The sequence below is a fragment of the Pseudomonas sp. S2_A05 genome (assembly GCF_054668485.1).
Map to the genome: position 1 here is coordinate 577,089 of NZ_CP162775.1, position 13,586 is coordinate 590,674.

Below are 13,586 nucleotides of genomic sequence, written 5' to 3' on the forward strand. Positions count from 1 at the left end.
TTCCTGCTCTCATGCCGGTAGCCATTGGTCGTGGCGGCCTGATAAGCTCGCGGCTTTACTCGATTGCCCATTCGGCGCATGAACAAGGAAATAGCATGAAACAGCATCGGTTGGCGGCGGCGGTAGCCCTGGTTAGCCTGGTACTCGCGGGTTGTGACTCGCAGACCAGCGTAGAGCTGAAAACCCCGGCGCAAAAAGCTTCCTACGGCATCGGCCTGAACATGGGCAAAAGCCTTGCCCAGGAAGGCATGGATGATCTGGACTCCAAAGCGGTAGCCCAGGGCATCGAAGATGCCGTTGGCAAGAAAGAACAGAAGCTGAAAGATGAAGAACTGGTCGAAGCCTTCGCCTCGCTGCAAAAACGTGCTGAAGAGCGTATGGCCAAGATGAGTGAAGAGTCGGCAGCCGCCGGCAAGAAATTCCTCGAAGAGAACGGCAAGAAAGCCGGTGTGACCACCACCGCTTCCGGCCTGCAGTACGAAGTAGTGAAGAAAGCCGACGGCCCACAGCCTAAGCCGACCGACGTCGTAACTGTTCACTACACCGGCAAGCTGACCAACGGCACCGTGTTCGACAGCTCCGTAGAGCGCGGCAGCCCGATCGATCTGCCAGTCAGTGGCGTGATCCCGGGTTGGGTTGAAGGTCTGCAACTGATGCACGTTGGCGAGAAGTACAAACTGTACATCCCTAGCGATCTGGCTTACGGCGCTCAGTCGCCAAGCCCGGCAATCCCGGCCAACTCGGTTCTGGTTTTCGACCTGGAACTGCTGGCCATCAAGGATCCAGCCAAAGAAGACGCCGCTGCCAAGTAACACGCAACGGCTCGAAAACAACGCCTCGCACATGCGGGGCGTTGTTGCATCTGCAGGTCAGGGAAGGTAAACAGAGCGAACTGACAGCGATCAGCACAGTCATAGCTTTGAGGCTGCCCGCGCTAGACGCCCTGAGCTGCCAAGTCAATGAAATATTGGGCTTTTTTATGTGAGTAAAAAACGCCCGATCTGAGCGCAGCCCTTATGAAACGGGGCTCTCAGCGCTGAAATGCAGCTCTGTTCACAAGGTTATCCACAATTTGTGTGGATAACATTTCAACGGGAAGAATAGATGAAAGCTCCGTGGAATTTCGCTCGATTCCTGCCGTTGGCCGGTCGCCTGCTGGCCCGTGGACGCTTGCCGACCCTGTTGTTTGCCGTGGCCAGCAAAGGCGCCGCGCAAGGCAATCGCCTGGGCAAACTCAAGGATGATCTGCGCTTGCTGCAGTCGCTGTGCCTGGCCTACTGGCGTGGCGAGTATCGCGCGATCAGTGCCAAGTCGCTGATTTCGGTGGTGGCCGGCCTGATGTATTTCCTCAGCCCGGTCGATGCCATTCCGGATTTCATTCCCATGTTCGGCATGCTCGATGACATCGCTGTCCTCGCCTGGCTGATGAAAACCCTCGATGACGAGCTCAACGCCTTCCGCCTGTGGCGCAAGCGCCAGCAACCCGAGAAGCTGGCGGTGGTTGAGCGCCTTCCTGATACCCCTGAACAATTGCAGCTGCAAGGCCCGAAAAAGCCCTGACTGACGAAGACTGCCTACAGATAGATACCACTCGCGACCCTGGCCGCTGTTAGGATTACACTTCTAGGGAAAAGTGCCGACTCGCTAAGTGGTGTTGTCCTACGGGGTAGTCATGGATATTCAGATAATTGCACGCGATGGCGAACCCGAATACGCGGTTCTGCCGTGGGCTCAATATCAGGCTTTACTGAAAGCAGCAGGGATCAACGCAACACCGGTGCAGCAGCCAGCAGCGCCGCTCGCCGCCTCGCCGGAGCCGATTCTTCCGGGTCTGGATCAATTACGCAGTTTGCGCGAAGGGAAGGGCATCGCCATCGAGGCGCTGGCCCGCACGGTAGGTATCAGCCCGTCTTATCTGGCCATGATCGAAAGTGGTGAGCGTCAGCCCGACGCCGCGATTCGCCGCAGCCTGGCCTGGGAACTGACGGTGCCGGGTTGGAGGGACGAATCGTGAGCGTACGAATCAGCCGTCAACATTGGGACGGATTGCTGGGGGAACTGGACCAGGCGCGTCGTCAGCGCCATCTTCTCACTTATCGAGCCTTGCTTGAGCGTTTGCAGCTGCCGACGCCGGCGATGCAGACACTGACGGCTGCGCTGGAGCATCTGGCCGCACTGGACGCCAAAGCCGAGCAGCCGTTGCGCAGTTCGCTGGTCATCAGTCAGGGCGCCAGTCGTTTGCCGCGTACCGGTTTTTTTGAATGTGTCGAGCGTCTGGGGCGCTTTTCCGGGCCTTCGGATGGCGTTGCAGCGGCGTCCTGGCATGCGTCGGAAGTGGTGCGCGTCTTCGAATACGAATACCCGGAATCGGCGGAGGCCTGAGTGTTTCTGCGCCTCAAGGCGCGGGCCGGTTACTGGCTGGCCCGCAGGCTGTTTCATTGGTCGTGGTTCGTTCGCCAGCCGCGTGGCTGGCGCTGGCTCGAAGGCCAGTTTGCACGCATGGCCAACCTCGGCGATGTCGGTGCGCAAAGCTTTTATGGGCACATTCTGACTTTTCGCGGCGTCGGGTTAGGCGCGCGTGAAGAAGGCGTGCGCTTACTGCGTCTGGCGGCGTTGGCTGGTGATGGTAAAGCGGCGTATCAAGTCGGCGTGATCAGCCTCGCCGGTACCCCGAGCAAGGCGCCGGATCCCGCTGAGGCCGCTCGTTGGTGGAGCATGGCCGCCGAAGCCGGCCACCCGTTGGCCGAGCTTAAGCTGCAACAGCTGATGGCTGGTGATTCAACGCAGTAATTCCATGTATGTCTTCTAAGTAAACGCGGCGTGAGGTTTTCCTCACGCCGCGTTTACGTTTTTGCCTGCACGTTTTTCGCTGGATGTTGGATTGCAGATTAGTCCTACATCCTTTGCCTACTCGCCTGACTTCTTTCCTTTCTGATCCCCCGCACAGTTCCCGCGACTAATTTCTTGCGCGAGGGACCGCTCATGCTTCAGCCCGTTTTTCAGCCCACCTTGTCTGCCTGCGTGTGTTGATGGAAGCCATCGCTCGCATCGAGCAGGAACTCGACAGCTTTCCGCAAACGCTCAGCCTCTACCGCAAACAGCTTGATCACTGGCTCAGTCGCAGGGTGGACCAGATCAGCGAGGCAGCAGACCTGCCATCGCTGGTGGGTATGGAGCGGATCATTCGCTTCGGCGATCGCAGCACGGCGGTCAGTAGCAGCGACGAGGAGTTTTCTTCCAGCGTCGTCCAGTGCCCGCAGGGCGGGCTCATGCAGATCGAGAGCAAGTTTGAATCGGTCTACGACATCCCGCTGGGCAACATTTCCGTCGATGTGGTCGACGTGGATAGCGGCAAGACCGCGCCGGTCACCCTTGATCAGCAGGGCAAGGGCGAATTCAGAGGTGAAGAGGGCAAGTTCTACCGCGTTCTTGTGCACAGCGCTGTCACCTCCAATCAAGTCGCGAAGCTGTTCGAATCCTATGACGGTTTGACCGGCGAGCTGGACGGCTGGCTGCGTAGCGAGTGGCAAGGTTTCAAGCCGCAGTGGTCACAGTCGGTAGCGGCCGCAGCCAGCAACGGCATGCTCGCCGGCAGTTGGGCGGCCATCGAGGGGGTATGGGACAGCCTCGGACTGCTCTCGGAAATTCTTCAGGAACCCGGCAAGTTCGCCGAGCGTTTGGGCAGTGGCGCGGCTGAGCTGATCGAGCTGGCACAGACCGCGCCAAATCTCATGGAAAAGCTGCAGTTGCTGGTCAGTGACGAAGCGGCGATGTGCTTGCTGCTGCGGTCGGCAAGCCTGTGGCTGGACATGCTGCCGCCCAGCGAGATTGCCGGCAAATCTGCTGAAGTGGCGTCGATGATGATCGTGCAACTGATCATCGATGTGTTGATCAGCGTGGTGCTGACGTTTGTCGGAGCGGGGGCGGGGATCGCTTATCTGACGCTGCGTCTGGCTGACCGTGCAACGCAGCTGTTCAACGTCGCCAAGCGTCTGGTCAAGGCGCTGTTCAGCATCGTCAGCGCCTTCATTGAATACGTCGACCGCTACAAAGCCGTTGCCGCGCGCGGCATCGCCGCCGGGGTGAAAAAGGGCCGGATGCAATTGCGCTGGGATGCCCAGCGCAACGCCATGTTGAAGAAAGACGAACAGCACGACGACGTCCCCGACCAGGCAAAAAACCCCAACGGCGACGCCGCCGATTGCGTCCCCAATACCTGCAAAAACGGCTGTCCGGTGTCGATGGTCACCGGCGAGGAACTGCTGACCCTGACCGACGCGGTGCTCGATGGCGTGCTGCCCTTCGAGTTCACCCGCTTGTACCGCAGCAGCGCGGTCGAGATCGACATCGGCCTGGGTTTTGGCTGGAGCCACACGCTGGCCCATCGCCTGTCCTTCGACGGCGATGGCGTGATCTGGATCGACCACGAAAACCGCCGCACTCGTTTTCCCCTGCCCAACGTCGCGCGCCCAGCGATTCACAACAGCCTGTCGCGGGCGGCGATCTTTCTCGGCGATGAGCCGGAAGAACTGATTCTGGTTTTGGCCGGCGACAGCGCGCGCTTTTATCACTTTCGCGCCGGCCGGCTGACGGCGATCAGCGACGTCTACGGCAATCGTCTGACCCTGCAACGCGATCGCTCCGACCGCATTCAGCGTCTGGACAACGGCGCCGGCCGCGCCCTGCTGTTGCGTTATGACCGCGCGCAACTGGTGGCGATCGATTATCAGGTGTTCGTCCAAGGCGAGTGGACCACCGAGCAAACCCTCGCCACCTACAGCTTCGATGCCCGGCAACGCCTGCTGACCGCGACCAACGCGGTCGGCGACAGCGAACGCTACGACTACGACGACCACCACGTCATCCTCCAGCGCCAGTTGACCGGCGGTGCGAGCTTCTTCTGGGAGTGGCAGCGCGAGGGCAAAGCCGCCCGCTGCGTGAGGCACTGGGCGTCGTTCTCGCAGATGAACACCCGTTACGTCTGGAACGATGATGACGCCAGCGTGACCGTGCATTACGTCGACGGTACCGAAGAAGTCTACGTCCACGACGAGCGCGCACGGCTGGTGCGGCAGGTCGCGGCCGATGGCGGCGAGCAGCTCAAGGCCTATGACGAGCAGGGGCGCTTGATCGCCGAGCAGGATGCGTTGGGCGCGGTTACCGAATACCGCTATGACGAACTCGGACGGCTGATCGCGCTGATTCCGCCGGACGATGCACCAACGTCCTACGAGTACCGCAACGGCTTTCTCTACAAGCGTTGCCGTGGTGATGCGGTGTGGATCTACCGGCGCAATGCCGAAGGCGCCGTCACTGAAGCGGTCGATCCCGACGGCCAGGTCACCCATTACTACTACAACCTGCGCGGCCAATTGCTGTCGCTGCGCTATCCGGACAGCAGCCGCCACCGCTGGGTGTGGAACGAGCTCGGCCAGCTCATCGAAGAAACCCTGCCCGATGGCGGCGTGCGGCGCTTTTCCTACGATGCGCTGGGACGGCGGATTACCACCCAGGACGAATTTGGTGTCGTCAGTCGTCAGCAGTGGGACGCGGCCGGCCGACTGATCCTGACGACTTCTCCTACGGGAAGCACGCGCGCCTACAGCTACGGCGCCTACGGCCAGATCACCGCTGAGCGCGACGAGCTCGGGCGCATCACCCGCTACGAATATGACGACGACCTGCATCTGGTCTCGCGGCGGATCAACCCTGACGGCACCCGCGTGCAGTACCGCTACGACCATGCGCGGTTGCTGCTGACCGAAATTGAAAACGAGTCAGGGGAAAAATACCGACTGGATTACACGCCGACCGGATTGATCCGACAGGAAACCGGGTTTGATGGGCGGCGCACGGCTTATGCCTACGACCTTAATGGTCATTTGCTGGAGAAGACCGAGTTTGGTGATTTCGGCCCCAGTCTGGTCACCCACTATGAGCGCGACAAGGCCGGGCGTTTGCTGGTCAAAACCCTGCCCGATGGGCTCAAAGTCCGCTACGACTACGATCGCCTCGGTCGGTTGATCGGTGTCGAGGACGGGCAAAACCATCCGCTGGCCTTCGAGTACGACCGTCAGGATCGGCTGATCACCGAGCATCAGGGCTGGGGCACCTTGCGCTACGCCTATGACGCCTGCGGTCAGCTCAAACGCCTGCGTCTGCCGGACAACAGCAAGCTCGATTATCACTACACCAAGGGCGGTGCGCTGTCAGCCATCGACCTTAATGGCACGCCGCTCACGCGCCACGTCTACCAGTCCGGTCGCGAACAGCAACGCCAGCAAGGTTTGCTGCTCAGCGAATATTCTTACGACGATCAGGGCCGCTTGCTTGCCCACGCTGTAGGTCATCGCCACGCTTCGCTGTACCGCCGCGATTATGCCTACAGCGCCAACGGCAATCTCGAGCACATTGCCGACAGCCGCCACGGCCAGCGCACTTATGGCTACGACGCCCTCGACCGGTTGATCCGCGTACGTCACTCACGCGACGAGCTGCCCGAATCCTTCGCCCACGACCCGGCCGGCAACCTGCTGATGCAGGATCGTCCCGGCCCTGCGCAGATCAAGGGCAATCGCCTGCTGATGCAGGGCGACCGTCATTACAACTACGACGCCTTCGGCAACCTGATCCGCGAACGCCGTGGCCACGGCCAGACCCTGGTCACCGAATACCGCTACGACTGCCAGCACCGCCTGATCGGCCTGACCCGCCCCGACGGCCAGACCGCCACTTATCACTACGACGCCTTCGGCCGGCGCATCCGCAAAACAATCGACGGCGCCGTCACCGAATTCTTCTGGCAAGGCGAACACCTCGTCGCCGAAAGCAGCGCCACGCAATACCGCAGCTTCCTCTACGAACCCGGCACCTTCCGCCCACTGGCGATGCTCGACGGCAAAGGCCCGAAAAAAGCCTGCCCGTTCTACTACCAACTCGACCACCTCGGCACCCCGCAGGAACTCACCGACTACAGCGGCGAAATCGTCTGGTCCGCGCAATACGACGCCTACGGCAAAGTCGCCGCCGTCACCCTCGCCGGCGAAGACTATCTGGACCAACCGCTGCGTTTTCAGGGGCAGTACTTCGATGTTGAAAGTGGCCTGCATTACAACCGACATCGGTATTACGACCCGAGATTGGGAAGGTATCTAACCCCGGATCCGGTGAAGCTCGCGGGTGGGTTGAATCAGTACCAGTACGTGCCGAATCCGACGGGGTGGGTTGATCCGTTGGGGTTGAGTTGCATTTGTCCACCGTCAGCGCCGCGACGTCCTATGCGGTACGAGGCTGGTCGCGTGGTCGTCGAAGAGGGAGCGCCCCCGCTGCCAAAGATGACGGCGCAGGAACGACGGGCGAGGATTGATGAAGTGGCTGAGGAGAATGCGAAACGGCGTGTGAGTGAGTATGAAGAACTTTATGACATGCACACTGTGAAAAAACATAGTTCGGAAATTACTGGCCCGGCTCTCAAGCAGCGAGCGATAAATGGCGCGGATCCTCATACTGGCGAGGTTCCTAAAAATGCCAAAGGTAATCCAAGCTCTCAGTTTCATAGTTGGCGTATGCATCTGGGGGCCTTGAATAAAGCGATGACGAAGGATGAAAACAGATTGATTAAACATACAGGGAAGGATCAAAAGAAAAATCCTATAGTTCGATTGGAACTGCCTGGAGCTGGGCGCGGCTACAGGCCTAATAAAAAAGATGCACAAAATCCTCGGCTGAATGAGGATATGAATTGGTTTGAGGTTAAGTTCGACAAAGACAATACACAGAAGCCTTTTACGGGCTTCCCGTCGGAGGGCAAATGATGCTTAAAGACCCATTTTTAAATGAGCCTTTTGAACCTGATTTGATGTGGTTCGTTGGTGTATTTGATGTTTATGATAGAGAGGAAACCAAGGGTGTGGAGCTCGAGATATATGATCCGAATGATCGAGCTGATAGAAGCGTGCTAATAACGAAATATTGCTTAAATCAGCCCTATCTCTCCTTTAGGCATAAACTGGTTCTCATTGAAAATCTGGAAGCAGTGCTTAAGGATTCAAGCTTCGATTTTCAAGCTGTATTCGAAATTGATGAATGCGAGACAAACAGTTGGCCGCGTGAGGAATGGTACTCATTAGAAAATCCCCGTTGCTTTTTTCAAGATGTCTTTCGACTGGCGCAGGAAATTTGGAAAGAGGATCTATTGATGGCAACTAATGAGGATAGATCAACTTGGTAAACTAAAAGCCAAGTTGACGTTGGTCCGTAAGCTATGACGGAAGTAGCTCGGCAGCGACGAAACTATCAATCACGTACACACTAAACCCCACAACACCCTTCGCATGATGCTTAGCCTGCGAAGCCATCTCCGCAAGCTGGCTGGCATCAAGCGTTGCACAAGCTTCAGGTCGCAAATGCACCACCCCAATCGATAACGACAACAACGCAAATTCTTGCCGCACACCCTGTCGGTTTGGCGCTACAAAACAACCGGCTTCCAGATGCTCGGGCCGATAGAACCGGCGGCATTGGCTTTGGAAATCGTCGAGCAGTTGGTTGAGGCGTTTGCGCCAGTCTTCGGGGCCGAGGACGAGGAGGAAGTCGTCGCCGCCGATGTGGCCGACGAAGTCGCGGGTGGGGTCGATGCGTTCGTTGAGGCATTGGGCCAGGCAGAGCAGGACTTCGTCGCCACGGCCGTAGCCGTAGATGTCGTTGAAGGGTTTGAAGCTGTCGATGTCGACGTAGCAGATAATGGACTCGCGGGCCTGTTGCAGCAGGCGGGTGAGGCACTGCTGGATCGGTACGTTGCCCGGCAGCAGGGTGAGGGGATTGGCGTAGCGCGCCTGCTGGATTTTCAGTTCGGTGATCAGTTTCAGCACGTCGATCACTCGGCCGAGGCCTAGATAACCGCCGTTGAGGGTGATGATGAAGTCTTCTTCGATGCGCTGGCGGGCGCGGCTGGTGATCAGGCGGCTGACTTGCTGCAGCGACTGGCTGATTTCCACGGCGAGGAAATCATCGTTCATCAGGCGGCTGATCGGTTTGCGCGCGAACAGATCGGTGGCAAACGGTTTGAGCAGTGCGTCCGACAGCGAGTGGCGATGGACGATGCCGCAGGGCTGGCCTTGTTCGTCGAGCACCGCGAGCGAATTGAGGTTGGCCTGGCGGCGAAAGGCTTCCAGTACCGTCGCGGTGGGCGTATCGCGTTGCACGGCGGGCTGGTCGTTGAGCAGGGCGCTGAGGTCGCTGCCTTCGTCATTCAGCGCGACGGCGCTGCTGTCGTGTTTGGGCATCAACGCGCGAGCGTCGCGGGACGGATGTTCCTGAGGGCGGCCGAGCAGGTAGCCTTGCACCAGGTCGACGCCCATTTCAGTCAGCACCGCGAGTTCTTCCGGTAGCTCGATGCCCTCGGCGATGACTTGCGCGCGCGAGGCTTTGGCGATTTGCAGAATCGAACCGACAAACTCTCTTTCAACGCATCCTGATGAATGCCATCAATGAAGTGCCGGTCGATCTTCACGTAATCCGGACGCAATTCCGACCACAGGCGCAGGCTCGAATACCCCGCGCCCAAGTCGTCCAGCGCAATGGAAAAACCCATCGCCCGGTAGTGATGCAGGGCGGTTTGCAGCAACTGGAAGTCATCGATCGGCGTCTGCTCGGTGAGCTCGATCACCACCTGGCTCGGCGCAATGCCCAAGTCCTGCAGCAGTTGCAACGTACGGCCGGGTTGGTGCGCGGCTTCGAGCAAGGATTCTGGCGACACGTTAAGGAACAGCTTGCCCGGCAGTTGCTGTTCGTTGAAGCGGCGGCAGGCGCTTTGTCGGCAGGCGATTTCCAGTTCACTCAATCGACCAGCCTGTCGCGCCACGGCGAACAGGGCAATCGGAGAGTGAAGAGGGCTGTTGGACGGGCCACGGGTGAGGGCTTCGTAACCGAGAATGCGGCGTTCGGAAAGACAGATGATCGGCTGGAACAGGCTGTGTAAACCGCTTTGAGTCAGGATCGAGCTCAAGGCGCTCAGCTGTTCGGTCGTGGTCATGGCAGTCTCTGGCGATAAAAAAGGACCGGGAGCGCTTGCTCCTGGTCCTTTATTGCACGACAGAATGATGACTGTTTGATGACGATCCGGGGATCGTCAGCACTAAATTGCCATCACTTACTTCTTGGCCACCTGATTGCTAAGTTTCAGGTAATCCAGCAGCACGCGCCCGGTTTCGCTCAGGTAGGCATCGTCTTCTGGTTTGACCTTGTCCGGCTCGGCAGCGGCCAGTGCGTCTTCGTCTTCTTTCTTCAGCTCTTTGAGCGGTTCTTCGCCTTTGGCCTTGCGACGGATGTTCTCCATCGCCAGTTGCTTGGCGTCGATGTCGGCGTGCTGGGCACGACGATCGGCTTCGTTGAGGCTGACGGTTTTTTCTTCCATCAGTTTCTGCGCCAGGGCCAGCTTGTCGCGGATGAACACGAACTCGGCATCCTTGTTGGTGCGCGAGTCATGTTCGGACTTCAACTGGGCGAGGAACGGCTTGAACGGATCGGCCGCCGGCTTGATCGCCGCGCGAATGGTGTCCCACGGCATGGCTTCCGGCAGGGCACTTTCGCCGATTTCCTTGGTGTCGATCAGCGACGGGTAGTCGATGTCCGGCAGTACACCCTGATGCTGGGTGCTCTGCCCGGAGACACGGTAGAACTTGGCCAGGGTCAGTTTCAGTTCGCCGTGGTTCAGCGGCTGAATGGTTTGCACAGTGCCTTTACCGAAAGTCTGGCCGCCGATGATCAATGCGCGATGGTAGTCCTGCATGGCGCCGGCGAAGATCTCCGAGGCCGAGGCGGACAGGCGGTTGACCAACAGCGCCATCGGGCCTTTGTAGAACGCGCCCGGGTTTTCATCTTCGAGCACGTCAACACGGCCGTCGGCGTTACGCACGAGTACGGTCGGACCTTTGTCGATGAACAGGCTGGTCAGCTCGGTGGCTTCCTGCAGGGAGCCGCCGCCGTTGTTGCGCAAGTCGATGACCACGCCGTCGACTTTGTCCTTCTGCAGCTCGGTCAGCAGCTTCTTGACGTCGCGAGTGGTGCTCTTGTAGTCCGGATCGCCGGCACGGAATGCCTTGAAGTCGAGGTAGAAGGCCGGGATCTCGATCACGCCAAGTTTGTAGTCCTTGCCGTCCTGTTTCAGGCTGAGAATCGACTTCTTCACGGCCTGGTCTTCGAGCTTCACCGCTTCACGGGTGATCGGCACGATCTTGGTGGTCTGGTCGTTCGGCGCATTGCTCGCCGGAATGACTTCCAGACGCACCACGGTGCCTTTAGGACCGCGAATCAATTTGACCACTTCGTCCAGACGCCAGCCGACCACGTCGACCATTTCCTTGTTGCCCTGGGCGACGCCGATGATCTTGTCGGCCGGAGCGACTTGCTTGGTCTTGTCCGCCGGGCCTGCCGGCACCAGACGCACGACTTTCACTTGATCGTTGTCGCTCTGCAACACGGCACCGATGCCCTCGAGGGACAGGCTCATGTTGATGTCGAAGTTTTCCGCGTTATCCGGCGACAGATAGTTGGTGTGCGGGTCGTAGGACATGGCGAAGGTGTTGATGTACGCCTGGAAAATGTCCTCGGCACGGGTCTGGTCGAGGCGCGCCAGCTGATTCTTGTAGCGCTTGGTCAGGGTTTCCTGGATCTGCTTCGGCTCTTTGCCGGCGATCTTCTGGCGCAGCACTTCGTCCTTGACGCGTTTGCGCCACAGGTCGTCGAGTTCCGCGGTGGACTTGAGCCAAGGCGCGTCCTTGCGATCGATCAGCAAGGTCTCCTTGGTGTTGAAGTCCATCTTGTCGACGCCTTTGTTCAGCTCGGCAAGGGCGAAGTCCAGACGCGCTTTGACGCGGTCCAGGTAGCGCTTGTAGATGGTGAACCCGGCGTTGAGGTCGCCGCTTTTGAGGAAGTCGTCGAACTGGGTCTTCCACTTGTCGAATTCGGCGATGTCGCTGGCCATGAAATAGCTGCGCGACGGGTCGAGCAGCTTGATGTAGCTGTCGTAGATGATCACCGAGCGCGCATCGTCGAGCGGCGGCTTGCTGTAGTGGTGACGCTTGAGCAACTCGACGACGTTCAGGCTGGCGATGACTTCATCGCGATCAGGCTGCAACTTGTCCCAGCTGTTGGCTGCGAATGTGGTGCCCGACACCGGCAACAGGCCGATACCGATGAAAAGAGCGAGGGCGGTGCTGGGGAGCAGATGCTTCATGCTGATTCGACGCGGGGACAATTGATAACGCATATTAGGCCGTCTTTGAAGTCGCCGGTTCTTTGAGAGCCGGTCGCATAATGCAAAAAGCCCGGCGCTACAGCTTCGGGCTCAGTCCAGACTCACTATGGAGGCAGTGTGAAGGCATTGCAAGGCGTTGAAGGTCAAGTGGCATGGGTTGAAGAGCCGAGTCCGACGTGCGATGTAGGACAAGTCCGCATCCGGGTGGCGGCAGCCGGCCTCAATCGCGCCGATTTATTACAGAAAGCAGGGCTTTATCCGCCACCACCCGGGGCCGGCCAAGTGCTTGGTCTTGAGTGCTCCGGGGTGATCAGCGAGGTCGGCGCGGGCTCGTCCCGGCAGGTTGGCGACCGGGTTTGCGCCTTGTTGGCCGGGGGCGGCATGGCTGAAGAGGTGGTCGTCGACGGACGGCATGTACTGCCCGTGCCCGAAGGTGTTTCGCTGATCGAGGCGGCGGCATTGCCCGAGGTGTACGCCACCGTCTGGCTGAATGTGTTTCAACTTGCAGCGCTGAAACCCGGTGAGAAAATTCTCCTGCACGCCGGCGCAAGTGGAATCGGTTCAGCCGCCATTCAGCTGTGCAAAGCCTTCGGTAACCCTTGCTGGGTCAGCGTCGGTTCCGCCGAACGCCTGGCTTACTGCGAAGCATTGGGTGCGCAGGGCGGCGTGGTGCGCACCGATGAAATTGAAAGTCTGCGCGACTTCGGGCCGTTCGATGTGATTCTCGACCCGGTGGGCGGCAATTATGCGGCGCTGAACCTCAAGCTGATGGCGCTGGACGGACGTTGGGTGCTGATCGGTTTGATGGGCGGGCGCGAGGCGAAGATGGATCTGGCGCAGGTGTTGGCCAAGCGTGTGCAACTGCTCGGTTCGACGTTGCGCAGCCGTAGCGATCAATTCAAGGCCGATCTGCTCAGTGATCTGGGCCAGCATGTGTGGCCGCTGTTTGCCGAGGGCCGCTTGCGTCCGCAATTGGCCAGAGCCTTTGCGGTGAAGGATGCCGAAGCAGCGTTTGCCCAACTGGCGAGCAATACGGTGGCGGGCAAGTTGGTGTTGGTGATCAATGAGGGTTTGAGCTGACAGCAAAGCAAGGTCAAAAGATCGCAGCCTTCGGCAGCTCCTTGTATCTCGACTAACGCTCCGTCAGGAGCGATAGTTCTCGACTGATCATCGAGGGAGGGACTTGGAAGCCGCGCAGCTCCTTAGGCTTTTTGCCTGTGACGTAGATCGTGCTCCAGCCCTCCACACTCACTCGTACAGTTCGCACGGTATCTTGGGCCCGCCTGCGGCGAGAGCCCGCATTCGCAAGGTTGGACAGAGTGACGTGATG

At 59.1% G+C, this 13,586-nt stretch carries 9 protein-coding genes and 1 pseudogene; 8 read left to right on the plus strand and 2 right to left on the minus strand.

Going from position 1 to position 13,586, the window contains the following annotated elements; genetic code table 11:
* The first annotated feature begins 95 nt into the window (after positions 1-95).
* The 7 genes from AB4O12_RS02735 (at position 96) to AB4O12_RS02765 (ending at position 8,230) form a co-directional block, all read left to right on the plus strand.
* Entirely contained in the window at positions 96-812 is a 717-nt protein-coding gene (locus AB4O12_RS02735; protein WP_016773732.1) for an FKBP-type peptidyl-prolyl cis-trans isomerase, read from the plus strand.
* A gap of 292 nt (positions 813-1,104) precedes the next feature.
* Positions 1,105-1,560, plus strand: a complete 456-nt coding sequence (locus AB4O12_RS02740) for a YkvA family protein (RefSeq protein WP_016773733.1) — start codon at positions 1,105-1,107, stop codon at positions 1,558-1,560.
* Between the two features lie 112 nt (positions 1,561-1,672).
* On the plus strand, positions 1,673-2,014 hold the full coding sequence (locus tag AB4O12_RS02745) for a helix-turn-helix domain-containing protein (RefSeq protein WP_056783977.1): 342 nt from the start codon (positions 1,673-1,675) through the stop codon (positions 2,012-2,014).
* On the plus strand, positions 2,011-2,382 hold the full coding sequence (locus AB4O12_RS02750) for a hypothetical protein (protein WP_003223109.1): 372 nt from the start codon (positions 2,011-2,013) through the stop codon (positions 2,380-2,382). Before AB4O12_RS02745 ends, AB4O12_RS02750 begins: the two co-directional genes overlap by 4 nt.
* Positions 2,383-2,790: an SEL1-like repeat protein gene (locus AB4O12_RS02755; RefSeq protein WP_076566754.1), complete on the plus strand. Its 408-nt coding sequence runs from the start codon at positions 2,383-2,385 to the stop codon at positions 2,788-2,790.
* A gap of 239 nt (positions 2,791-3,029) precedes the next feature.
* The gene (locus AB4O12_RS02760) at positions 3,030-7,814 is read left to right on the plus strand and encodes an RHS repeat-associated core domain-containing protein (RefSeq protein ID WP_460060281.1); all 4,785 of its coding nucleotides are present in this window, start codon (positions 3,030-3,032) and stop codon (positions 7,812-7,814) included.
* A complete protein-coding gene (locus tag AB4O12_RS02765) occupies positions 7,811-8,230 on the plus strand; it encodes a hypothetical protein (protein WP_056783991.1) in 420 nt (139 codons plus the stop codon). Before AB4O12_RS02760 ends, AB4O12_RS02765 begins: the two co-directional genes overlap by 4 nt.
* Positions 8,231-8,261: 31 nt before the next feature.
* Here the strand turns inward: AB4O12_RS02765 and AB4O12_RS02770 are convergent.
* Both AB4O12_RS02770 and AB4O12_RS02775 read right to left on the minus strand, forming a co-directional pair.
* Positions 8,262-10,033: pseudogene (locus AB4O12_RS02770) on the minus strand (bifunctional diguanylate cyclase/phosphodiesterase).
* A gap of 117 nt (positions 10,034-10,150) precedes the next feature.
* A complete protein-coding gene (locus tag AB4O12_RS02775) occupies positions 10,151-12,235 on the minus strand; it encodes a carboxy terminal-processing peptidase (RefSeq protein ID WP_162245411.1) in 2,085 nt (694 codons plus the stop codon).
* 138 nt (positions 12,236-12,373) lie between these two features.
* Here AB4O12_RS02775 and AB4O12_RS02780 point away from each other — a divergent pair, with 138 nt between their 5' ends.
* Positions 12,374-13,336 (plus strand): zinc-binding dehydrogenase, encoded by a 963-nt coding sequence (locus AB4O12_RS02780; RefSeq protein WP_460060283.1) that lies wholly within the window; start codon positions 12,374-12,376, stop codon positions 13,334-13,336.
* Positions 13,337-13,586 lie beyond the last annotated feature (250 nt).